A 22046-nucleotide genomic window follows, 5' to 3' on the forward strand; every position below is an offset into this window, starting at 1 on the left:
CGTGCCGGATCAGAACCGCGACGAGAAGCCGAACGAGAACTCCTGCGTGCGGTCGTAATCTTCCTTCGCCAGCGGCACAGCGTAGTTCACACGCAGCGGACCGAAGGGCGAAGCCCAGATCAGGCCGACGCCGGCCGAAGCCCGAAGCGCGAAGTCGTCGCCCTGGATGCCCAACTGGTCGCCGACGTTGTCGACACCCCAGAGCGAACCGGCATCGGCGAACGCAGCGCCACGGAAGCCGAAGTCGCGCGAGACCAGCGGCAGCGGGAATGTCGCCTCGGCCGTGGCATTCACGTAATTCGTACCGCCGATCGCGACACCGTTCTGACGGGGACCCAGACCCTGGTACTTGAAGCCGCGGACGATGTCCTGGCCCTTGAAGAAGTTATCGAACACCCGCAGGTCATCGCCGAGAGAGGTGACGTTGCCACCGCCGCCGCTGACCTGGCCGATGACGTCGTACTCTTCCGACAACAGGCTGAACCACGATCCGCGCGCCGTGGTGCGCAGGAACTGCGCATCGCCGCCGAGACCCGCGACTTCCTGGCCGACCTGCCCGAACACGCCGTCGCGGGGGTCCTGCTGATTGTCCAGCGTGTTGTAGGTCAGCGCGTAGGACACCGACGACGTCGTGTACGGGCTGTCGCAGATCGCCTGATTGATGATCGGCGACTGCGTATAGAGCGGAGCCGCAAGGCCGGGCGCGAAGCCGCTCGCGGTCGGATTGGCGCACGTGCTCGCGATCGGCATGCCCGTGGCATCGAACCCGTAGAACTGCCCGGTGAACGGATTGGTCAGACGACCGTCTTTATCACCGAAGGTCTCTTCCTTGTAGTTATAGGCAACCTGCGCCGTCAGATCCTCGGTGATCGGCGCGGCGAGGCGCAGCGAACCGCCGGTGCGGGTGATGTCGTAGGCCGTCGAGGACGAATTCTCGGTCCGGTAGATGTCGAAGCCCGCCGCGAGGCGGCGGCCCAGGAAGTAGGGCTCGGTGAATGACAGGTTGTAGCTGCGGGTGTCCTCGCCGAAGCCGGCGGACACCTTCACGAACTGGCCGCGACCGAGGAAGTTGCGCTCGGTGATGCTGACCTCGGCCACGGGACCGGCATTCTCGCCGCCGGTCGTGTAGCCGCCGCCGACCGAGAACTCACCGGTCGACTGCTCGTCGACCTGCACGATCACGACGACGCGGTCCGGCTGGCTGCCGGGCGCGGTCGAGACGTTGACCGTCTTGAAGAAACGAAGGGACTCGAGCCGCTTCTTCGCGCGCTGCACCAGCACCTGATTGAAGGCATCGCCTTCCGAAACGTCGAACTCGCGGCGGATGACGTAGTCGCGGGTCTTGGTGTTGCCACGAACCTCGATGCGCTCGACATAGGCGCGCGGACCCTGATCGATGACGTAATCGATGGAAATGGTGTTGTTGGCGAAGTCGCGGTCGCCGCGCGGCGTTACCTGCGCGAAGGCGTAGCCGCGGTTCGCGACCGCGTTGGTCAGATCAAGCAGAGAATCCTCGACCTGCTCGGCGCTGTAGACGTCGCCGGGCTTGGTCTTCAGATCGCCACGCAGCGTCTCGCCATCGATGCCCGGAACGGTGGAATCGATGTTGATGTTGCCATAGACGTAGCGCTCACCCTCATCGACCGTGATGGTGATGAAGTACTGGTTCTTGGTCTCGTCGAGCTCGGCGACCGACGACACGATGCGGAAGTCCGCATAGCCACGGTTGAAGTAGAAGCGGCGAAGCGCTTCCTCGTCTGCGCGCAGACGATCCTCGTCGTAGATGTCGTTGCGCTGCAGGAAGCTGAACAGGCCAGACTCGCGAAGAGTGATGACCTCCTTGAGACGGCTGTCGCCGAAGGCGTTGTTGCCGACGAAGTTGATGCTTTCGACGCGGGTTCGATCGCCTTCCTGGATGTCGAAGACGACGTTGACGCGGTTGCCTTCGGCCGGAACGGTGCGAACCGAGACGGCGGCGTCGGAGCGACCGATGCGCGTATAGGCGGCGCGGATCGCGTCCACGTCGGCCTGCGCCGTGGTCGCGTTGTAGGGCTCGCGCGTGGCGGTCTGAACAGCGGCCGAAAGCTGCTCGTTCTTAATCTTGTTGTTGCCCTGGAAGATCACCTCGCCGACGATCTGGTTCTCGTCGACTTCGATGATCAGGGCGCCGCCGGCCTGACGGGCGCGGACGTCGGAGAAGAGACCGGTCGCGAACAGCCGGGTCACGGCAGCGTCGACATCGGCGTCGGAGACGTTCTGGCCGCTGCGGATCTGCGTCACGTTGCGGACGGTTTCGGCGTCGACGCGCTGGTTTCCGCGCACTTCGATCCGGGTGACCACAGCGGCGAAAGCTTGGGGCATGGTCCCAAGCTCTAGGGTGATGACCGAAGCTGCCAGAACCGTGGACGAAAGTGCGGCCGCCGACAGGGCGTTCAGAAGCTTCGATCCAGCCTGCATAGGGCTATTACCTTTTCTCATTCCGCCGACGGCACGAGTCCGAAACTCGGCATGCCCGTGCGTTTCTATCGGCTTTGCGGAGCCGTTCAACCAAACTGGACGGATTCCGTTTAGGAATCACAAAACCGTTGCACGGCCGCCACGCCAGCTACCGTTATGGTTAACAAACCGCAAACCCTTCGAATGTCCCCTGAACCCCTTCAGCCGAGGCTGGATAGGTCGTTCCAGAAAGCGAATACCATAAGCATCAGGACAAGAGCGAGGCCTATCCTGAAACCGACCTCCTGAATGCGCTCGCTGAGTGGCCTGCCCCGCACCGCTTCGGCCGCGTAGAACAGGAGATGGCCGCCGTCGAGCATGGGGATCGGCAGCAGGTTGAGGAGGCCGATCGAGACGGACAGCAGCGCGGCAAGATTAAGGAGCGGCGCGATTCCCAACGTCGCGACCTGGCTCGAGACCTGCGCGATGCGAATCGGGCCGCCGATCTGGTCGCTCGACTGCGACCCCTTGAAGATCCCGCCGATGAACGAGACCGTCTGCTCGGTCACGAACCACGTCTGGGACACCCCGTAGCGCAGCGCCTCGACGGGTTCGAGTTCGCGTGTCCGGAACCCGCTCTGTTCGGTATTGGCCACGACGCCGATCACGGCCGTCTTGAACTCGTTGCCGAAACCGTCGGTCTGGGCCTGCTCCTGCGGGGTGACGGTGAGCTGGACGGATTGCCCTGCCCGGTCGATGCCGATCCGGATCGGCACACCGGCACGGGTCGACACGTATCGCTGGAGATCGCCGAAGTATTCGATCGCTTCGCCGTCGGCGCTGACGATCCGGTCGCCCGGCTGAAGCCCCGCTGCCTGCGCGGGCGAGCCCGAGCGCACCTCCGCCACCACCGGGTCGCCCACGACGATACCTGTGGAATACGCCGTGAGGGCGAAGATGGCGATCGCGAGGATGAAGTTGGCGATCGGTCCGGCCGCCACTGTCGCCGCGCGGCGTGCCACATGAGCCGTGTGGAAAGCGCTGTCGCGCTCTTCCGTGCTCATGCGTCCGATCGCCGCCTGATCGGGCACGCTGGCGGCATTCTCGTCGCCGAAGAACTTCACATATCCCCCAAGGGGAATAGCCGAAAGCTTCCAGCGGGTGCCGTGACGATCGGTGAACCCGACGAGTTCCGGGCCGAAGCCGACGGAGAACGCCAGGATCCGGATACCGGACCAGCGCCCTACGAGGTAATGGCCGAGCTCGTGGAAGAACACGATGACGGTCAGGACGAAGAGGAACGGCACGACGCGGATCAGCGCCGTGTCCCAGATCGTCGTCCACCAGCCTTCGAGACCCATTCCATCCACCTACGCTGTGTCGGAAGGCGCGCCGTCGCGCCTTGTCCGAACGTCCGAGCATCCTGCGCGGGCGTGATGAACATCCGCTCTCCGTGCCGAACGCAACTCTTCGCAATGATCGCCTGACCGGACGACGCAACCGTTCTGGCCGACGTGATAGCCTACAGTCGGAATATGGCTCTGGCGGGGTGTTCTGCTCCCTCGACCAGCATACCGAACACCCAGGCGGCCCCGGCCGCGAAAATCAGCGCGTCGATCCGGTCCATCAGCCCTCCGTGTCCCGGAATGAGACGGCCGGAATCCTTCACACCGAAACGCCGCTTGACCCAGGACTCGTAGAGATCGCCCGCTTGGCCGACTGCGGAAAGGATGATGCTGAGAACGATCACCAAAGGCCCTACCGAGCCGACGAGCCAGTAGGCGTAGAGGCTGCCGAAACCGACCCCGGCGGCAAGCCCCCCGAACGCGCCCGCGATCGTCTTCTTCGGCGACACCATGGGAAGAAGCTTCGGGCCGCCGATCATGCGACCGCTGAAATAAGCGAACACGTCCGTTGCCCAGACCACGCAGATGATCAGGCCGAGCACCGCCAACCCTTCCGGCCCATCTTCGCGCAGGAGACCCGGAGCGATACCCGCGAGCGCGGCGTAGCCGAGGCCGGTCATCACCCAGTCCGCCTTGCGCTCTCCCTGATCGACCAGCGCGACGAAGGCGATCGACAGCAGGATCACCGCGACGGCCGCGCCGTGAAAGCCGAAGAAGAAAGCGATGAGGCTGACGAACAAAGCCCGCCGGGCAAAGAGGTAGATGTCGCCCGCCCGCTTACCCCGCGTCATCCGCATCCATTCGTCGAAGACGATGATGCAGGTCGCGCAGCAGAGAAGGCGGAAGGCCACGCCGCCCGCGAAAGTCAGAAGAAGGATCGCGATGCCCAGAATCACCGCCGAGATCAGTCGCGACTTGAGATCGGTCCATGTCGCGCTGGCGACGAGACGTCCGAGGCCGAGCCCCATGCCTCAGGACGCGATTTCTTGCGAGACACCGCCGAAGCGCCGATCCCTCATCGAATATTCGCGCACAGCCTCGGCGAAGATCGCCTCGTCGAAATCCGGCCAGTAGCAGGGCAGGAAGGCGAATTCGGAATAGGCGGCCTGCCAGAGCAGGAAATTCGAAAGCCGCAGTTCTCCGCTGGTGCGGATGATGAGGTCGGGGTCGGGAATGCCGGCGGTGTCGAGATGGGCGTCGAGAAGTTCGGGCGTGACGGCGTCGATGGTCGTTTCGCCGGACACGAGCTTTTCCGCGATGCGACGCATGGCACGCGCGATCTCGTCGCGAGCGCCGTAGTTGAAGGCGACCAGAAGGGTGTTCCGGTCGTTGGCCACCGTCAACTGTTCCGCTTCCTCCAAGAGCCCGCGGATGTCGGCAGGCAGCGTCGTCCGCTCGCCGATGACCCGAACACGAACCCCTTCGCGATGCAGCTCTGCGAGGTCGCGGCGGATGAAGAACTTCAGGAGGCGCAGGATCTCACCCACCTCCTCCTGCGGCCGCTTCCAGTTCTCCGAGGAGAAGGCGAACAGCGTGAGATATTCGATGCCGAGCTCGCGCGCCGTGCGCACAGCCTGGCGCACGGCCTCGACCCCGCGCCGATGCCCCATGGTGCGCGGCAGGCCGCGGGCTTTCGCCCAGCGTCCGTTGCCGTCCATGATGATGGCGACATGCCTGGGATGCCGCACCTGATCAGCCATCGTCTCCGTCCGTCCTGAACCCGCCGCCGCCGATTCCGGACAGCCTAGACCTGCATGATTTCCGCTTCCTTCACGGAAAGCGCCTTGTCGATGTCCGAGATCGTATCATCCGTCATCTTCTGGATCTTCTCCGCAATGACGCGGCTGTCGTCTTGGCTCGTATCCCCATCCTTCTCGGACTTCTTCAGCGTGTCCATACCGTCGCGACGAACATGACGTGCCGCAACCCGGGCATTCTCGCCGTAGGTGTGGGCCACCTTCACAAGTTCCTTGCGCCGCTGCTCGTTGAGCTCGGGCAGCGGGATCCGAAGCGTGGTGCCGTCGGTGATCGGATTGAGTCCGAGGCTGCTCTCGCGGATCGCACGCTCCACCGCGCCGACCATGGACTTGTCCCAGACCGAAACGGCCACCATGCGCGGCTCGGGGACCGTGACGTTGGCGACCTGCGTCAACGGCATGGCCGACCCGTAAGCCTGAACCACGATCGGGTCGAGAAGATTGGCCGAGGCGCGGCCGGTGCGCAGGCCTGCGAGGTCGCCCTTGAACGACGTGACAGCCCCATCCATGCGGCGCTTCAGTTCGTTGAGGTCGGGAGCGGCCATTGCGGTTCCTTTCTGCAGGTCAGCGAGTGGGCGGACGGTCAATCGGTAACAATCGTGGAACGTCCGCCGCCGGTCAAAATGCGGGCGAATTCGCCCTTTTCGTGGATCGAGAAGACGACGATCGGAATATGGTTCTCGCGAGCCAGCGCAACAGCCGTCACGTCCATCACGGCAAGACCACGCGACAGGACATCGTCATGCGTCAGCTGCTCGAAACGTGTGGCATCGGGCACGAGCTTCGGGTCGGCGCTGTAGATGCCGTCCACCTGAGTGCCCTTGAACAAGGCCGTCGCGCCCATCTCGGCTGCGCGTAGCGCGGCGGCGGAATCGGTGGTGAAGAACGGATTGCCGGTCCCGCCGGCGAAGATTACGACGCGGCCGGCATTGGCATGGGCCAGCGCGGCACGCTGCGAGAAGCTCTCGCAAAGCTCGGGCATCGCGATTGCGGACAGGATGATCGCGTCCACGCCGAGCTTGGTCAGCGAAGTGCGCAACGCCATCGCGTTTATGACGGTCGCCAGCATGCCCATGTGGTCGCCGGTCACCCGGTCGCCGCCCTTGGAGGCGACGGCGACACCGCGGAAGATGTTTCCTCCGCCGATCACAACGGAGATTTCGACGCCGAGATCGCGGGCTTCGCGGATGTCGGCTGCGATGCGATCGGCGACCGCGACGTCGATCCCGAACCCCTGCCCGCCCATCAGCGCTTCACCGGAAACCTTCAGAAGAACGCGCTGGAAACGGATCGTCATGTCATGTCCTTCGGATGATGCCGGCCTGCGATACAGGAAGGGCGCCCGCTTCTCAAGCGGACGCCCTGCCAGAGCCCCTTGCGGAGCGTAGATGATTAAGGCGCTGCTTACTTCTTGCCGGCAGCGGCCGCGACCTCGGCCGCGAAATCGCTCTGCTCGCGCTCGATGCCCTCGCCGAGCGCGAAGCGCACGAAGCCGACGATCTTGGCCGGAGCACCGAAGTCCTTGGACGCGGCTTCCAGCGCCTTCTCAACGGTCAGGTCGGGGTTGATGACGAAGTTCTGCTTCAGAAGGACGACCTCCTCGTAGAACTTGCGCATGCGTCCCTCGACCATCTTTTCGACGATCGATTCAGACTTGCCGGACTCGCGGGCCTGCTCCGAGAAGATCGCCTTCTCGCGCTCGGCCGTCGCGGGATCGACTTCTGCGTCGGTCAACGCCAGCGGGTTGGTCGCAGCGACATGCATCGCGACCTGACGGCCGAAGGCGGTCAGCGCGGCCTTGTCGCCGGTCGATTCCAGCGCCACGAGAACGCCCAGCTTGCCGAGTCCATCGGCGACCTGGTTGTGGATGTAGGTCGCGACGACGCCTTCCGAGACCGTGAGCTTGGCCGAGCGGCGCAGGTTCATGTTCTCGCCGATCGTGGCGACCGCGTCCTTGATCGTGTCGACGACGCTCTTGCCGGAGTCGGACAGGGTCGCCCCGCCGGCTGCCTCGACCGAACCGTTGGTGCCGAGCGCTGCCTGCGCCACGTTGCGAACGAGCGACTGGAAGGCGTCGTTGCGGGCCACGAAGTCGGTCTCGGAATTGACTTCCACAACGACGGCGGCGTTGTCCGCGCTCGCGACGCCGACGAGGCCCTCGGCCGCCGTGCGGCTCGACTTCTTGTCGGCCTTGGCGATGCCCTTGGCACGCAGCCAGTCGACCGCGGCTTCCATGTCTCCGTTCGTCTCCGCCAGGGCGGTCTTGCAGTCCATCATGCCTGCGCCGGTCTTCTCGCGCAGTTCCTTCACCATCGAAGCGGAGATCGTCATGAATTGGCCTCTATCAAAAAAAGAAACGGCGCACGGCTTCTGCGGGAAGGAGTGCGCCAGTCTTGTGACGGCGCGGTGACGCCGTCACATCGATGGTTTTGAGGAAATCAGGCGGCCGAAGCGGCCTGCTCTTCGGAGGGCGCCGCCTCGAGCTCCTCGAGCGTCTCCTCGACCGGAGCCTCTTCCATGGCGCCGAGATCGACACCCATCGAACCCTGCTGACGGGCGATGCCGTCGACGGCCGAACGGGCGATCAGGTCGCAGTAGAGCGAGATCGCGCGCGCCGCGTCGTCGTTGCCCGGGATCGGGAAGTCGATGCGGGAAGGATCGCAGTTGGAATCGACGATGGCGACGACCGGAATGCCAAGGCGCTTGGCCTCGTCGATGGCGATCGCTTCCTTGTTCGTGTCGATGATGAAGATCATGTCCGGCACGCCGCCCATGTCCTTGATGCCGCCCAGCGCGCGGTCGAGCTTGTCGCGCTCGCGCTGCAGGGTCAGGCGCTCCTTCTTGGTGAAGCCCTGGGCGTCGCCGGCCAGGAGTTCATCCAGCTTGCGCAGGCGCGAGATGGAGTTCGAGATCGTCTTCCAGTTGGTCAGCATGCCGCCGAGCCAACGAGCGTTCACGTAGTACTGGGCCGAGCGGTTGGCGGCGTCGGCGATGATCTCGGAAGCCTGACGCTTCGTACCGACGAACAGCACGCGGCCGCCCTTGGCGACGGTGTCCGACACCGCCTGCAGCGCCCGATGCAGCATCGGCACGGTCTGCGCGAGATCCATGATGTGGATATTGTTGCGCGCGCCGAAGATGAAAGGCGCCATCTTCGGGTTCCAGCGGTGCGTCTGGTGACCGAAGTGGACGCCCGCCTCGAGGAGCTGGCGCATGGAGTAGTCTGGCAGTGCCATGATCGTTTTCCTTAACCGGTTGTGCCTCCACGGAACCAAGCGGCCGACGGCCGCCACCGGAGGGTGAAGGAGAACTCGCGTTCTCCGGATACCCAACTTCCGTGTGTGGAATGTCGGCGCGCATACACCATGTCGGGCGTCGCGGCAAGTCGAACCGGTCGCGCGCCCTACGGCGTCGGGGGGCAGCCGGTCGCGCGATCGTAGTAGTTCAATCGCGCCAGACCGCCTTCCAGGGTGTATTCCCCGAAGTCCAGGTGCAGGCGATCGGTCACCCCGTTCTCGTAAAGACGGTAACGCGTCTCGAAGACCGGCATCCCGTCATCGTCGCTGTCGCTGTTGTAGTAGGATTCGGTGATATTCCAGGAACGCAGGCCCTCCAGCGTCTTGGCGATCTCCGCTTTCTCCGGCGCCTCCCCCGCCTTGGCCGGCAGAATAAGGGACGTCGTCGTCAGGAGCTTGTCCGCGTCGTCGTCGCCGTCGAAGAGCTTCGCCTGAACCACGCGGTCGCCGGCCAGCGCCCGATCGATTAGCTTGGCGGTGTGGCCGAGCGGAAAGACGGAGAGCGGCAAGTCCGTTTCCCGCTGCACCGGCGATTCGAACGTCACCTGCGTGGCGTCGGCGTCGTTGACCGCGACTCCCTCGACCAGCGTCTGCTCGGCCCCGTCCACTAGCGTTCGCGTGCGAAATTCGTATCGCTTTCCGTCGCGCGACTCCTTGGCCAGGGTCTGCTGGTCGGTGACCGTAAGTTCGTCGTCCTCGTGGAAACGCGCGACGAACCGGTAGTCGAGCGACAGCACGTTGCAGGCGTCGGGCTTCAGCTGAAGCGCGATTCGTCCGTCGACGCTGTTGAAGTCCGAAGTCTGTGAAGAAAGTGAGAGGTCGTAGACGGCCTCGTGCGGCTGCAGGTCCGCCGCGCGCGCGTCGACGCACATCGTCAGGGCGATAGCCGTCGCCGACAGGGCCAAGCCATATTGCTTCAAAGCGCGTGCGTCCCATCATGAAGCCGTCGGTTCGACGATCGAACCCGCGGATAAAACCTGATAGCCGTGTGCGGCGCAAATTCCCATTCGGAGTGGACCATGACCGAATCGATTTCTGAGCGTCTTGCGGCAGCAGGCGTCACGGTGCCCGATGCCGCCGCGCCGGTTGCCAACTACGTCGCCTCGATCCGCTTCGGCACGCTGCTTCAGACGTCGGGCCAGCTGCCGATGGAGGGTGGAAAGGTCGCGGTGACGGGTAAGCTCGGCGGCAACGTCTCGGTCGAAGAGGGTCAACGTGCCGCACGCCTTTGCGCCATCAACATTCTGGCACAGGCCAAGGCCGCGCTCGGCGATCTCGAAAAGATCGGCCGTCTTCTGAAGCTCACGATCTTCGTCGCGAGCACCTCCGATTTCACCGAGCAGCACAAGGTCGCCAACGGCGCATCCGACTTCCTGGCCGACGTGCTCGGCGAACGAGGCCGTCATGCCCGCTCGGCGGTGGGCGTGCCCTCGCTGCCGCTCGATGCGGCCGTGGAGATCGAGGCGCTGTTCGAGGTCGCCTGAGACCATGGCAGGCGCATCGTCCGACCTCGGCTGGCTGACGGCCCAGCCCATCGCCCACCGCGGACTGCACGATCGCGCCCGCGGCATTCCCGAAAACTCGATGGCCGCGTTCCGCGCGGCGATCGAGAACGGATACGCCATCGAGTGCGACATTCATCGAACGAGCGACGGCGTGCCCGTCGTCTTTCACGACCACGACCTCCTCCGCCTGACCGGCGAGGCGGGCACGATCGACACGCTGACCGCGGCTGACGTTCGCGACCTTCGCATCCTCGGCACTCCGGAAGCGCCCCCGACACTCGCTGCGCTTCTGGAACTCGTGAACGGCCAGGTGCCGATCGTGGTCGAAGCCAAGGGCATCGATGCCAGTGCCGATGCCGGTTTCATGACCGATGTCGCGGGGGTGCTAGACGCCTATCGAGGTCCGCTGGCGCTGATGTCCTTCGACGAATGGCTGCTCGATCAGACGGGCGACCTCGACCTGCCGGTAGGCCTCACCGCCGAGGGAACCCGGCCGGACGTCTTGGAGCGACATCGTGTCGTCTTCGAGCGACGCTGCGCCTTCGTGTCCTATAACGTCCACCATCTTCCCAACGCATTCGTTGCGTGGGTGAGAGAGGTACGGCGCGCGCCGGTCATCAGTTGGACCGTACGCACGCCGGCCGATGTGGAACACAGCCGGGCCTATGCCGACCAGATGACGTTCGAGGCGTTCATCCCCTAGACGGTCGAAGGCTCGCAAACGCAGGATGATCGGCATGAGCGGTGAACCTTCCGGCAATGACGGGGCGGACTTCACCGTGCGGGTTGTGGAGGACTTGTCGGCCATCGCCGCAACCGATTGGGACGCGCTCGCCGATCCCATCGTCCACGTGGGCGCCCTGCCCCATCCGTTCACCCGCCACGCCTTCCTCGTGTCGCTCGAGGAGGCCGGCTGCGTCGGCGGGCGCTCGGGCTGGTTGCCGCAGCATCTCCTTCTCGAGGACGCAGCGGGACGGCTTCTTGCCTCGGTGCCGGCCTACCTCAAGGGCCACAGCCAGGGCGAGTACGTGTTCGATCATGCCTGGGCCGACGCGTTCGAGCGCGCCGGCGGGCGCTACTATCCGAAGCTCCAGGTCAGCGTGCCCTTCACGCCCGTCACCGGTCCCCGCCTCCTTGTGGGCGACCAACCGGGTGCAGATGTCCGCCGTGCTGCCATGGTTTCCGCGATCGCGGCCTACGTCAGGCAGACGGGCGTCTCCTCGGCCCACGCGACCTTTTTGGACGAGGCGGACCTCGACCCCATGCTCGAGGCGGGCTTCCTGCACCGGACGGACCAGCAGTTCCATTTCGTCAACCGCGGATACGCGACCTACGACGACTTTCTGGAAACGCTGGCCTCACGCAAGCGCAAGGCGCTGCGCAAGGAACGACGCGAAGCGCTCGCGGCCGGCATCACGATCGAGCGCCTTTCCGGCTCCGACATCAGCGAAGAGGCCTGGGATGCCTTCTTTGCTTTCTACATGGACACAGGCAGCCGCAAATGGGGCCGCCCCTATCTCAACCGCGCCTTCTTCCGTCTCATCGCCGCGCGAATGCCCGAGGCGATCGTTCTCGTGATGGCCCGCCGCGAGGGCCGCTACATCGCCGGCGCGCTGAACTTCGTCGGCGGCGATCGGATCTTCGGACGCTACTGGGGTTGCGTCGAGGACCACCCGTTTCTGCATTTCGAGGTCTGCTACCACCAGGCCATCGACTACGCGATCGAGCACAAGCTTTCGATCGTCGAGGCGGGCGCTCAAGGCGAGCACAAGCTGGCACGGGGCTACGAGCCCGTCATCACACATTCGGCGCATGAAGTGGCGCATTCCGGCCTCCGTTCAGCCATCGAGGATTACCTCGAACGCGAACGGGCCCATGTTCTCATGGCCCAGCCTGAACTCGCCGCCGCAACGCCATTCCGGAAAGGCGATCTCGAGTAGACGCGCTGGTGACAACTACATAGGCCGGCGCTTCGCCAGCCGGGAACCCTGACGAGAGGACACGCATGAGCGGCTACGACGACGGCAACATCTTCGCCAAGATCCTTCGCAGCGAAATCCCCGCGACGAGGATCTTCGAAACCGACGATTTCGTAGCGATCATGGATGTGATGCCGCAATCGAAGGGCCACTGCCTGCTGCTTCCGAAGGTCCCTTCGCGCAACATTCTCGACGCCGACGACGCGATGCTGTCGAAGGCTCTGCCGGAACTCGCGCGCCTCGCCCGCGCCGCCAAGGCCGCTTTCGGCGCGGACGGCGTGACGATCAGCCAGTTCAACGAGGCAGCAGGCGGACAGACGGTGTTCCACCTGCACTTCCACGTCATCCCGCGTTACGAAGGCGTGGAACTACAGCGTCACGCGGGCGGCATGGCCGATCCGGCGGAGTTGCGCGATCAGGCGAACGCCATCCGGGCGCAACTGGCCTGACGTTCAGATGATCCCGAGCGTCCAGGGCAGGCCGAGGAGTACGATCTCCGCGAAGAGGATCGCCACCAAGGTCTTCCGTCCCAGCCAGTAATAGGCTGCGAACCCGATCACCAGCGCTGCCACCCGGATCCACAGCGGGATCGCGTCCAGCGACCCGCCGGGAGCCAGGACGAGGCGGCCGATCACGGCCGCCACGAGCGAGGTCGCGATCGTGCGCGCCAATGCGACGGCGGGTGAGCGCTCGTTCAGTCGGCCGGCCGACAGGACGCCGAGCCAGCGCCAAATGTCGGTGGGAAGCCAGCCCGCCAGGAGAATGAAAACGTAGGGCCACCAGACGGCGTCGACCCCGTGGTAGCCCATCCCCATCATTGGTCTGCCTCGCGAACCGTCCTGAGCCGGCCGATCAGGAACGCCGCGACGCCGCCAACCACGCCTGCGACCAGAATGTCGAACTCGGGCGTAAGCCAGTGGGCCAACGGGATCGCCAGGAGCCCGGTCAGGAGGGCGAGCCGCCCGGAAAACTCGCGCGCCGAGCCGTAGAGCGACGTCAGGAAGTAGACGGGCGTGAAGAAGGCGAGAGCGCCCGTGGCGAGCGCCGGCAGTTGTCCCATCAGGTTGAAGGCAAAGGCGACGGCGGCGGTGTTGACGGCCGTCAAGGTTATCGCGAACCCGCCGAAGAAATGCGTGCGATGCCGGCGTGGTACGCTCGGCAGTCGGTCCAGCGCAACGACCCAGGCCGTGACCGCAACGAAGTGCGACAGGAAGAGAAGCGTCGAGCGACGCGTTCCTGGTCCCCGGAGATCGGGCAGCAGCGCAATCACCATCGGCATCATGCGCAACGACGACAGGGCAACCGCGAGAGCCGTCGCCGCCAGCGACAGGCCGGCCGTTACCGACCCCAGCAGGATGAGGTTCGCCGGCAGCGCCCAGATCGTCGCCACCATGAACGTCGCTTGCGTCCACGTCACCCCAGCCTCACGCGCGAGGCCCGCAAAACCCAAATGCGCGACGACGAGGATCAGTGCCGGGGCGCTGATGACCTGCCGCATGCCCAAGAGGATCCATTTGCCGGCTGGATCGGGTGCCGCCCCGGCCTGATCGGTCATCGGTCTGCGATCCCGCCCATGATTCGCACAAAGAAAAAGGCCGCTCTCGCGAGCGGCCCCTTCTAGATCATTCGGCGGTCTTGCGGGGAACTTTGGGAACCGTTCCCGCCCGCTTTTCCGCCTTCTCGCGGGCGGCCGGCTCCCTTGCGGCCGGCTCGGGATCGTCGTCCTCCGGCGCATCGTCCTCGTCGAAGGAGGTCGCCTCGTCGAGTTCCTCACCGTCCGGCCCGACGCGGACCTTGCCACGCGCCTCGTCCGCCTTGCGCGGCTTGGCGTAGCTCTCCTCGGGAATGGACTCGAGGTGGAGCTTGCGACCATCCTCCCCGTCGACCACCGTCACCTTGACTGTACCGCCGCGCTTGAGCTTGCCGAACAGGACCTCGTCGGCCAGCGGCTTCTTGACGTATTCCTGGATCACCCGGCCAAGCGGACGTGCGCCCATGTATTCGTCGTAGCCCTTGTCCGCGAGCCAGGCGATCGCCTCCTGATCGAGATCGAACGTCACGCCGCGCTCAGAGAGCTGGGCTTCGAGCTGCATCACGAACTTCTGCACGACCTCGTGGATCACCGGCGTCGGCAGGGCGCCGAACGGAATGATCGCATCGAGACGATTGCGGAACTCCGGCGTGAACAGGCGATTGATCGCCTCCACGTCGTCGCCCGTGCGCCGCGACGAGCCGAAGCCGATCGCCGCCCGCTGCGCCTCGGAGGCACCGGCATTCGTGGTCATGATCAGGATCACGTTGCGGAAGTCGATCCGCTTGCCGTTGTGATCCGTCAGCTTCCCGTGGTCCATCACCTGCAGGAGGATGTTGAACAGGTCCGGATGCGCCTTCTCGATCTCGTCGAGCAGAAGCACGCAGTGCGGGTGCTGGTCGACACCGTCGGTCAGCAAACCACCCTGATCGAAGCCGACATAGCCCGGAGGCGCGCCGATCAGCCGCGAGACCGTATGCCGCTCCATGTACTCCGACATGTCGAAGCGCAGGAGTTCGATGCCGAGCGCCGAGGCGAGCTGCTTGGCCACCTCGGTCTTGCCGACGCCCGTCGGACCCGAGAACAGGTAGGAGCCGATCGGCTTCTCCGGCTCGCGAAGGCCCGCACGGGCGAGCTTGATCGCCGTCGTCAGGTTCTCGATCGCGGCATCCTGGCCGTAGACCACGCGCTTCAGCTGCTCGGAGAGGTTCGACAGGACCTCCTCGTCGTCCTTCGATACGGATTTCGGCGGAATGCGGGCCATCGTGGCGACGGTCGCCTCGATCTCCTTCACGCCGATGCTCTTCTTCCGCTTGGCCTCGGGCAGCAGCATCTGCGACGCGCCCGTCTCATCGATCACGTCGATCGCCTTGTCGGGCAGCTTGCGGTCGTTGATGTAGCGCGCCGACAGCTCGACCGCCGACTTGATCGCGTCGTTGGAGAACTTCACGTGGTGGAAGTCCTCGAAATAGGGCTTGAGGCCCTTCAGGATCGCGATCGCGTCCTCGATGGTCGGCTCCGCCACATCGATCTTCTGGAAGCGACGGACGAGCGCCCGATCCTTCTCGAAGAACTGGCGGTATTCCTTGTAGGTCGTCGATCCGATGCAGCGGATCGCACCCGACGACAGCGCGGGCTTGAGGAGGTTCGAGGCGTCCATCGCGCCGCCGGAGGTGGCGCCGGCGCCGATCACCGTGTGGATCTCGTCGATGAAGAGGACCGCGCCTGGATATTCCTCGAGCTCCTTGACGACCTGCTTCAGGCGTTCCTCGAAATCGCCGCGATAACGCGTGCCAGCCAGAAGCGTGCCCATGTCGAGCGAGAAGATCGTTGCGTCGGCCAGCACTTCCGGCACGTCGCCTTCCACGATCCGCTTGGCTAGGCCTTCGGCGATCGCCGTCTTGCCGACGCCCGGATCACCCACGTAGAGCGGGTTGTTCTTGGAGCGGCGGCACAGGACCTGGATCGTCCTGTTGATCTCGCTGGCGCGCCCGATCAACGGATCGATCCGGCCTGTCTTGGCCTTCTCGTTGAGATTGACGCAATACGCCGTCAATGCGTCCTGAGCCGTCTTGCGGCGTCCTTCCTCTTCGTTGCCCATGACCGACTGCTCGTCCTCCGCCCCGCGCACGGTGCGGCTTTCGGACGCCCCGGGTCGCTTCGAGATTCCATGGGAAATGAAGTTCACGGCGTCGTAGCGGGTCATCTCCTGCTCCTGCAGGAAGAAGGCCGCATGGCTCTCGCGTTCGGCGAAGATCGCGACGAGGACGTTGGCCCCCGTCACTTCCTCACGGCCGGACGACTGGACATGGATCACCGCGCGTTGGATCACCCGATGGAATCCTGCGGTCGGCTTGGAATCCTCGTCGTGCCCCGTCACGAGGTTGGCGAGTTCGGTGTCGATATACTCCGTCAGCGACGAACGCAGGACGTCGATGTCGACGCTGCACCCCCGCATGACCGCGGAGGCATCCTTGTCTTCGAGCAGCGCCAGGAGCAGGTGCTCAAGCGTCGCGAATTCCTGGTGCCGTTCGTTGGCGAAGGTGAGCGCCTGATGGAGCGATTTCTCCAGGCTTTGCGAAAATGTCGGCAAGCTTCACCTCAATTCTTTTCCATCACGCACTGAAGCGGATGCTGGTGCTGGCGTGCGAAATCCATCACTTGGGTCACCTTCGTCTCGGCCACTTCGTAGGTGTAGACCCCGCACTCTCCCACTCCGTGCTGATGCACGTGGAGCATGATGCGCGTGGCCGCCTCCCGGTCCTTCTGGAAGAAGCGTTCGAGGACGTGGATGACGAACTCCATCGGCGTGTAATCGTCGTTCAGAAGCAGGACCCTGTAAAGGCTCGGCTTCTTCGTCTTGGGCTTGGTCCGGGTGATCACGGAGGTTCCGCGATCAGGCCCGTTCGGACGCTCGTCGTCCTGCCCCTGCGACCGGATCGCCAAGGTTCGGCCGCCATGCGGGGCCGCCCGTTCGTTCAAGGAGTTCACGTTCGCCATCGCTCGATATGTATGTGCGCGGATCGACAATTTAAGACGCCTTCCCGATGCGGCAAAATTTCGTCCCTCCACCATCGTCGGCTGCGGGAGGACGAGGGGCGCCGATCCTGAATCGCCCCCTTGCGGACCCCACATAGTTACTCGGATCGGAGAGGGCGCAACAAAAAAGGCCCGGCTGCGGAGCCGGGCCTTTTCCGACGCGCCCCGTGGGGCGGTCCGAACGGTCGTGGTCGATCAGTTCGTCTGGTTCGCCACGTTCTGGGCGAACTGCTGGTTCTGCTGGACCGAGCTCTCGAGCGGGCGATAGGCCTCGCGCGCGATCTCCTGGTAGATCTCGCCCATCTTCGTGGCCTGCGACATCCAGGCCTCGTAGGCCGAGCGGGCGTACTCGGACTGAAGCTCGATCGCCTTGTCGAGCGTGCGCACCTGCGCAAGGCGCTCGAACATCTGCGCCGACTGCTCGACCGACTTCTTGGTGAACTCGGTGGTCTCGGTCGCGATCTGCTGGAAGCCCTTGGTCACCGCCGACATCGAACGGAGGGCGTTGTCCATGTTGTCCTTACCAACCTTGTTGGCTTCAACGTATGCGTTCATCGAACTCTCCCGTGAATGGTTTGGCGACGACAGGCAGCGACCTTCTTCGTCTGTCCCCACCATATATTGCACTGCACAATAACATGCAAGTCGGTGCTGCACTGCGTCAGATTCGCGCGTTCGGGACTGTCGATCACGAAAATTCGAGACAATCGCCACAACTCGATCACAAGGTTCCGGCAACCATAAACGGATTGGTAAGACCGCCCTGCGTATCTTTCCCTCAAGAAGAGATCGCGAAGACACAGTCTTGGGACCCGGACCGGCGCGCCCGCGCCGCGACCGGGGGCAGCATCTCGACACACGAACACGAGAGTGCCGCCCATGCCGCTGACCTTGTCGACGATCACCGCCGCAGCGAAGCGCCTCTCGAGTTGCCTGATGGCTGCCGCCTTGGTCGGTGGCGTTGTGATGGTCGCCACCTCCGCGTCGGCGCAGGAGTCCCCCGAGCGCTACTCGGCGTTCGTGATCGACGCCAACAACGGCAAGGTTCTCTTTTCGCGCAACGCCGACGACCGCCGTTACCCGGCCTCGCTGACCAAGATGATGACGCTCTACATGCTGTTCGACGCATTGGAGAGCGGTCGCGCGACCCTGTCGACGCCGATGAAGGTGTCGGCCTACGCGGCGGCGCGTCCGCCTTCGAAACTCGGCGTGAAGAGCGGCTCGACCATTTCGGTCGAGGAAGGCATATTCGGTCTCGTGACGCGCTCGGCCAACGACGCTGCGGTGGTCATCGGGGAGTTCCTGGGTGGCACGGAAAGCCGCTTCGCCGAGATGATGACCGCGAAGGCCCGCAAGCTCGGCATGTCGCGGACCAACTTCGAAAACGCCAATGGCCTGCCCAACGACGCACAGATGACCACGGCGCGTGACATGGCCACGCTCGGCATCGCGCTTCGCGAGCATTTCCCGCAGTATTACAAGTACTTCAGCACGCGCAGCTTCAAGTTCCGCGGCCAGACGATCGGCAATCACAACCGACTGCTCGGCCGTGTCGAAGGCGTCGACGGCATTAAGACCGGCTACATCAACAAGTCGGGCTTCAACCTCGTGACCTCGGTGGTTCGCGGCGATCGCAAGCTCGTTGCAGTCGTGATGGGCGGCCGCACGGCGCGCTCGCGCGACGACCATATGGCCGAACTGGTGAAGCAGTATCTGCCGCAGACCAGCACGCGCAGCTCGAGTGCCCTGATCGCCGCCTACAGCCCCAGCGCCCGCGGGCCGTCGGTCGCCCCGCACTCCGAGACCGTGTTGGCCGCTGCCTTGCCGAGCGCCGTTCCGGTTCCGACCCGCCGGGCGTCCAGCATCAACCAGCGTGTCGCCGAAGCCTACGGCTCGAACGCGACAGGTGCCATGAATGCGATCACGGCTTCGAGCCGACGCCCGGTGGTGGGTCGCGACGCCATCCGCGAAGCGCTCGAGGCCAACGACCGCGCCGCACCCGCCGTCGCCACGGCCCTCGCGGCGCCGATGCCTCGCGCCTCGATCCCGAACGTGGTGACGCAGGCCTCGGCCGCCGCTTCGACGATGCCCTCCAGCGGCCCGGCTTCCGGATGGGTCGTTCAGATCGCGGCCACCCCCGCGGAGGCGACCGCCTACGACATCCTTTCCGAAGCCAAGCAGCGCGCGGGTTCGGCGTTGATGGGCGCCCAGGCCTTCACGCAGGCGGTGGCCAGCGGTTCGCAGACCCTCTACCGCGCCCGCTTCTCCGGCTTCGCGGACAAGGCCGCGGCGAACGCCGCCTGCGACGCGCTCAAGAGCAAGGCCTACGCCTGCTACGCCATCGCGGCGAACTGATCCGCCCGCCTTTCTGAACCGACATCACTGCCGTCCGCGCGGAGCCTCCGGCTCCGAACGGCTCCCCCTTGCCTGTCGATATCTTGAGCGTAACCGAGGTTCTCATGTCGTTCGAAACCGAAAGCGCCCTCCTGCCGAAGGCCGAGCAGAAGTCCACCGTGATCGGTCTGCACCCGTTGCAGCAGGCTGCATCGCGGATCTCGGAATACCGCGACGGTCGTTCACGCCTGCGCGCCAAGGATCTGGTCGGCATGCTTCTGTGCCACGGTGCCCGCGCCTGGCGCGCGTCCCAGCCCCGTGCCGAAACCCGTCTCGCCGTCCGGTCGGCATCCGGTCAGCCGGCCGTCCGCCTCACCTTCGGGCGCTGAACGCCGATCAAAGAAGGCCGAGCTCGGCCAGCTCTCGACGAAGGGTGGAAGGGAGTTCCGATAGATCCGCCCCCTCGCCCAAATCCGCCGGCGCATCGTCGACCGTCAGGTAGCGCCATCCTTGGAAGGGGCGCCGGGGCAGTGGCCAGGTTCGAATGAACTCCGGCTTGAGGACGATCCGGCAGCGCTCGATCCCGTCCTCCGTACGAATTGCATCGAACCGCAGGATCGGCTGGCGGACCTGCACCTGCCCCTTGATCACCCAGAACAGCGAGCCGGCACCCACCATCTCTTCGGCTCGCTTGGGCATCACCCGCGTGACATGCGTCTGCTCGCTGTTCGGACTGACGGAGAGGCGGGCGTGGACATGCGCCTCTAGGTCTTCGACGCTGTCGACACCCACGCAAAGCTTGATCATATGAAGCGGCATGCGGAGGTGTTTGCTCGCGTGGTCGGACGACGTCAAGGCGACGTCCGCCTTCCGGGTCTGCGACTGGGCACCTGCGCCATCTTGTCCCTCCACTGACGCGAGCCGACATGCGCATCGATGAGATCTTCGATCTGCCAGACCTCCTCGCCTTCGTCGCATTCCTCGGCGGTTGGGTCGCCTATACGTTCGTCGTCGAGGCGCCCGTCTTCGCGCGGCACGGTCTCAGCCGGCTGATGAATGCGCAGCGCGAAGTCTGGATGCGCACGCTGCTCAAGCGGGATCTCCGGATGATCGACACGGCCATCATGTCGGGCCTGCAGCAGGGTACGGGCTTTTTCGCCTCGGCGTGCATCTTCGCGATCGGCGGTTGCTTCGCCCTGATCGGCTCGGCCGAACAGATCGCGCTGATCGTCACCGATCTTCCGCTCGAAGGCAGCTTCGATCGCGGACTGGTGGAAGCCAAGCTCCTCGGACTCATCACGATCTTCGCCTTCGCGTTCTTCAAGTTCGGCTGGTCGTACCGCCTATTCAACTACTGCTCGATCCTGATCGGTGCGATTCCGATGCGGCAGGAGGCCGATGCCGACCCGCAGGCGGCCGAAGCGGCCGTGGGTCGCGCCTTGGCCATGAACCGCATCGCCGCCCGACACTTCAACGCTGGGCTGCGTGGCATCTTTTTCGGACTGGCCTATCTCGGCTGGTTCGTCGGCCCCATGGTGCTGGTCGGGACGACGGTTCTCGTCATCCTGATCCTCGGGCACCGTCAGTTTTTCTCCGACGCCAACGTCTCGCTGAGGAGCCCGTGATGCCGGACGTACCGAACCAGGAAACCCTGCGCGCAGAGATCCTGCGGATGGCGCACAAGCGCGGCATCGGCAAGACGGTCTGCCCGTCGGAGGTTGCGAGAAGTCTCGGCGGTTCCGACGAGAAGGTCTGGCGTCTGCTGATGCAGCCGATCCGTCGCGCGGCGATCACGCTGTCGGACGAAGGCCGGGTCGTGATCAAGCGTAAGGGCCGCCCGGTCGCGCCGGCCGATCTCAAGGGGATCTACCGTCTGTCCCTGCCCGACGACGCCTGAGGTTCAGGCGCGGGGTGCGGGAAACAAGGCGTCGGTCTTGCCGGTGAAGCGGTACACGGCCAGCCCGAGGTACTCGCGGATCGCGAAATGCACCTTCTCGAGATTACGCACCGTCGCCGTCGAGGGCCAGTAGATCGCGCTTCCGGAGGGCGTCTGGTAGTCGGTTGGGTAGGGCAGCACGTCGAAGGCGGCGACGCGGAAGCACCCGACGGAGCGCGGCATATGCGCAGCCGATGTCACCAGCAGCCAGGTCTCGCCGGGTTTTGGTTGGGCGATCTCGCGGGTGAAGATCGCGTTCTCGGTCGTATTGCGGGAGCGATCCTCCAGTTCCAACCGCTCCGGTGGTAGGCCGAGCGCGGCGAACAGCGTCTGCGCCATCGACGACTCCGTGATGTCCTCCGTCAACATCGCCGCAGCGCCGCCACTGAAGACGACCCGCGCGTTCGGAAACTGGCGCGCGAGCGCCATGGTAGTCGTGATCCGATCGGCCGCGTCGTTCAGTTCCATCTCGCCGCGCGTGCGGCCGATACGCGTATCGAACGAGCCGCCCAGCACGACGATACCGGCGACGTCCGAGGGGAGCTGCGGTTTCGGAAAGCGGTTTTCCAACACGCTCAGCATCAGAAGACCGAGAGGCGTCAGGCTGACTACGGCCAGAACGAAGAGGGACGTGCCAACGAGGCCGAGCCCGAGCCGCGGCATCTTCAGAAGGATGGCCAGGATGCCCGCCGCGCCGATCAGGAGGATGATCACGAGCGGCTGGACGAGGTACCAGAGAACCTTGGACGCGGCGAAGAACATGAGGCGGAACGTCTCGATGGGGGCGCCGCAGCTCGAATGATTCGCGGCATGGTAGAGGGCTCGGC

General features: G+C 64.8%; 24 protein-coding genes. 8 read left to right on the forward strand and 16 right to left on the reverse strand.

Annotated features, from left to right (window positions below; translation table 11 throughout):
* Positions 1 to 9: 9 nt before the first annotated feature.
* From bamA to AUL34_RS16995, 9 genes are all read right to left on the reverse strand, one after another.
* Positions 10 to 2457 carry an outer membrane protein assembly factor BamA gene (gene bamA / locus AUL34_RS16955; protein ID WP_061936240.1) on the reverse strand — a complete coding sequence of 816 codons (2448 nt, stop codon included), beginning with the start codon at positions 2455 to 2457 and terminating at the stop codon, positions 10 to 12.
* 200 nt (positions 2458 to 2657) lie between these two features.
* Entirely contained in the window at positions 2658 to 3797 is a 1140-nt protein-coding gene (gene rseP / locus AUL34_RS16960) for an RIP metalloprotease RseP (RefSeq protein ID WP_061936243.1), read from the reverse strand.
* A gap of 161 nt (positions 3798 to 3958) precedes the next feature.
* Positions 3959 to 4810 carry a phosphatidate cytidylyltransferase gene (locus AUL34_RS16965; protein ID WP_061936246.1) on the reverse strand — a complete coding sequence of 284 codons (852 nt, stop codon included), beginning with the start codon at positions 4808 to 4810 and terminating at the stop codon, positions 3959 to 3961.
* 3 nt (positions 4811 to 4813) lie between these two features.
* Positions 4814 to 5542 carry an isoprenyl transferase gene (locus tag AUL34_RS16970; protein ID WP_061936249.1) on the reverse strand — a complete coding sequence of 243 codons (729 nt, stop codon included), beginning with the start codon at positions 5540 to 5542 and terminating at the stop codon, positions 4814 to 4816.
* A gap of 44 nt (positions 5543 to 5586) precedes the next feature.
* The gene (frr, locus tag AUL34_RS16975) at positions 5587 to 6144 is read right to left on the reverse strand and encodes a ribosome recycling factor (protein WP_061936251.1); all 558 of its coding nucleotides are present in this window, start codon (positions 6142 to 6144) and stop codon (positions 5587 to 5589) included.
* 38 nt (positions 6145 to 6182) lie between these two features.
* Positions 6183 to 6896 (reverse strand): UMP kinase, encoded by a 714-nt coding sequence (gene pyrH, locus AUL34_RS16980; RefSeq protein ID WP_061936254.1) that lies wholly within the window; start codon positions 6894 to 6896, stop codon positions 6183 to 6185.
* A 107-nt stretch (positions 6897 to 7003) separates the two neighbouring features.
* Complete coding sequence (gene tsf / locus AUL34_RS16985) at positions 7004 to 7930, reverse strand: translation elongation factor Ts (RefSeq protein ID WP_061936257.1); 927 nt, start codon at positions 7928 to 7930, stop codon at positions 7004 to 7006.
* A 107-nt stretch (positions 7931 to 8037) separates the two neighbouring features.
* Complete coding sequence (gene rpsB, locus AUL34_RS16990) at positions 8038 to 8835, reverse strand: 30S ribosomal protein S2 (RefSeq protein WP_061936260.1); 798 nt, start codon at positions 8833 to 8835, stop codon at positions 8038 to 8040.
* 167 nt (positions 8836 to 9002) lie between these two features.
* On the reverse strand, positions 9003 to 9800 hold the full coding sequence (locus tag AUL34_RS16995) for an EipB family protein (protein WP_156420968.1): 798 nt from the start codon (positions 9798 to 9800) through the stop codon (positions 9003 to 9005).
* A 114-nt stretch (positions 9801 to 9914) separates the two neighbouring features.
* Between AUL34_RS16995 and AUL34_RS17000 the strand changes: the two genes are divergently transcribed.
* The 4 genes from AUL34_RS17000 to AUL34_RS17015 all read left to right on the forward strand — a co-directional run bounded on the left by AUL34_RS17000 (position 9915) and on the right by AUL34_RS17015 (position 12828).
* A complete protein-coding gene (locus AUL34_RS17000) occupies positions 9915 to 10379 on the forward strand; it encodes a RidA family protein (RefSeq protein ID WP_061936266.1) in 465 nt (154 codons plus the stop codon).
* A 4-nt stretch (positions 10380 to 10383) separates the two neighbouring features.
* Complete coding sequence (locus AUL34_RS17005; RefSeq protein ID WP_061936269.1) at positions 10384 to 11103, forward strand: glycerophosphodiester phosphodiesterase family protein; 720 nt, start codon at positions 10384 to 10386, stop codon at positions 11101 to 11103.
* A gap of 34 nt (positions 11104 to 11137) precedes the next feature.
* Entirely contained in the window at positions 11138 to 12340 is a 1203-nt protein-coding gene (locus AUL34_RS17010; protein WP_061936419.1) for a GNAT family N-acetyltransferase, read from the forward strand.
* Positions 12341 to 12405: 65 nt separating this feature from the next.
* Entirely contained in the window at positions 12406 to 12828 is a 423-nt protein-coding gene (locus AUL34_RS17015) for an HIT family protein (protein ID WP_061936272.1), read from the forward strand.
* Between the two features lie 3 nt (positions 12829 to 12831).
* Here AUL34_RS17015 and AUL34_RS17020 read toward each other — a convergent pair whose 3' ends face one another.
* From AUL34_RS17020 to AUL34_RS17040, 5 genes are all read right to left on the reverse strand, one after another.
* A complete protein-coding gene (locus tag AUL34_RS17020) occupies positions 12832 to 13197 on the reverse strand; it encodes an AzlD domain-containing protein (protein WP_244492618.1) in 366 nt (121 codons plus the stop codon).
* Positions 13194 to 13934: an AzlC family ABC transporter permease gene (locus tag AUL34_RS17025; RefSeq protein ID WP_061936275.1), complete on the reverse strand. Its 741-nt coding sequence runs from the start codon at positions 13932 to 13934 to the stop codon at positions 13194 to 13196. Before AUL34_RS17025 ends, AUL34_RS17020 begins: the two co-directional genes overlap by 4 nt.
* A gap of 67 nt (positions 13935 to 14001) precedes the next feature.
* Complete coding sequence (gene clpA, locus AUL34_RS17030) at positions 14002 to 16503, reverse strand: ATP-dependent Clp protease ATP-binding subunit ClpA (protein ID WP_061936278.1); 2502 nt, start codon at positions 16501 to 16503, stop codon at positions 14002 to 14004.
* 8 nt (positions 16504 to 16511) lie between these two features.
* Positions 16512 to 16910 carry an ATP-dependent Clp protease adapter ClpS gene (clpS, locus tag AUL34_RS17035; protein ID WP_244492619.1) on the reverse strand — a complete coding sequence of 133 codons (399 nt, stop codon included), beginning with the start codon at positions 16908 to 16910 and terminating at the stop codon, positions 16512 to 16514.
* 234 nt (positions 16911 to 17144) lie between these two features.
* On the reverse strand, positions 17145 to 17504 hold the full coding sequence (locus AUL34_RS17040) for a phasin family protein (protein ID WP_061936281.1): 360 nt from the start codon (positions 17502 to 17504) through the stop codon (positions 17145 to 17147).
* A 324-nt stretch (positions 17505 to 17828) separates the two neighbouring features.
* On the opposite strand from AUL34_RS17040, the gene AUL34_RS17045 reads away from it, so the two are divergent.
* Both AUL34_RS17045 and AUL34_RS17050 read left to right on the forward strand, forming a co-directional pair.
* A complete protein-coding gene (locus AUL34_RS17045; RefSeq protein ID WP_082653444.1) occupies positions 17829 to 19304 on the forward strand; it encodes a D-alanyl-D-alanine carboxypeptidase family protein in 1476 nt (491 codons plus the stop codon).
* A gap of 104 nt (positions 19305 to 19408) precedes the next feature.
* Positions 19409 to 19672, forward strand: coding sequence for a hypothetical protein (locus AUL34_RS17050; RefSeq protein ID WP_061936284.1), 264 nt, complete (start codon positions 19409 to 19411; stop codon positions 19670 to 19672).
* Positions 19673 to 19679: 7 nt separating this feature from the next.
* On the opposite strand, the gene AUL34_RS17055 is transcribed toward AUL34_RS17050, so the two are convergent.
* On the reverse strand, positions 19680 to 20102 hold the full coding sequence (locus AUL34_RS17055; protein ID WP_061936288.1) for a DUF1489 family protein: 423 nt from the start codon (positions 20100 to 20102) through the stop codon (positions 19680 to 19682).
* A gap of 107 nt (positions 20103 to 20209) precedes the next feature.
* Here AUL34_RS17055 and AUL34_RS17060 point away from each other — a divergent pair, with 107 nt between their 5' ends.
* The gene (locus AUL34_RS17060) at positions 20210 to 20908 is read left to right on the forward strand and encodes a DUF599 domain-containing protein (RefSeq protein ID WP_061936291.1); all 699 of its coding nucleotides are present in this window, start codon (positions 20210 to 20212) and stop codon (positions 20906 to 20908) included.
* Entirely contained in the window at positions 20908 to 21180 is a 273-nt protein-coding gene (locus tag AUL34_RS17065; RefSeq protein WP_061936294.1) for a DUF3253 domain-containing protein, read from the forward strand. Before AUL34_RS17060 ends, AUL34_RS17065 begins: the two co-directional genes overlap by 1 nt.
* A 3-nt stretch (positions 21181 to 21183) precedes the next feature.
* On the opposite strand, the gene AUL34_RS17070 is transcribed toward AUL34_RS17065, so the two are convergent.
* A complete protein-coding gene (locus AUL34_RS17070) occupies positions 21184 to 21981 on the reverse strand; it encodes a YdcF family protein (RefSeq protein WP_061936297.1) in 798 nt (265 codons plus the stop codon).
* Positions 21982 to 22046 lie beyond the last annotated feature (65 nt).

It is taken from the genome of Aureimonas sp. AU22 (assembly GCF_001463745.1).
Classification (GTDB): Bacteria; Pseudomonadota; Alphaproteobacteria; order Rhizobiales; family Rhizobiaceae; genus Aureimonas.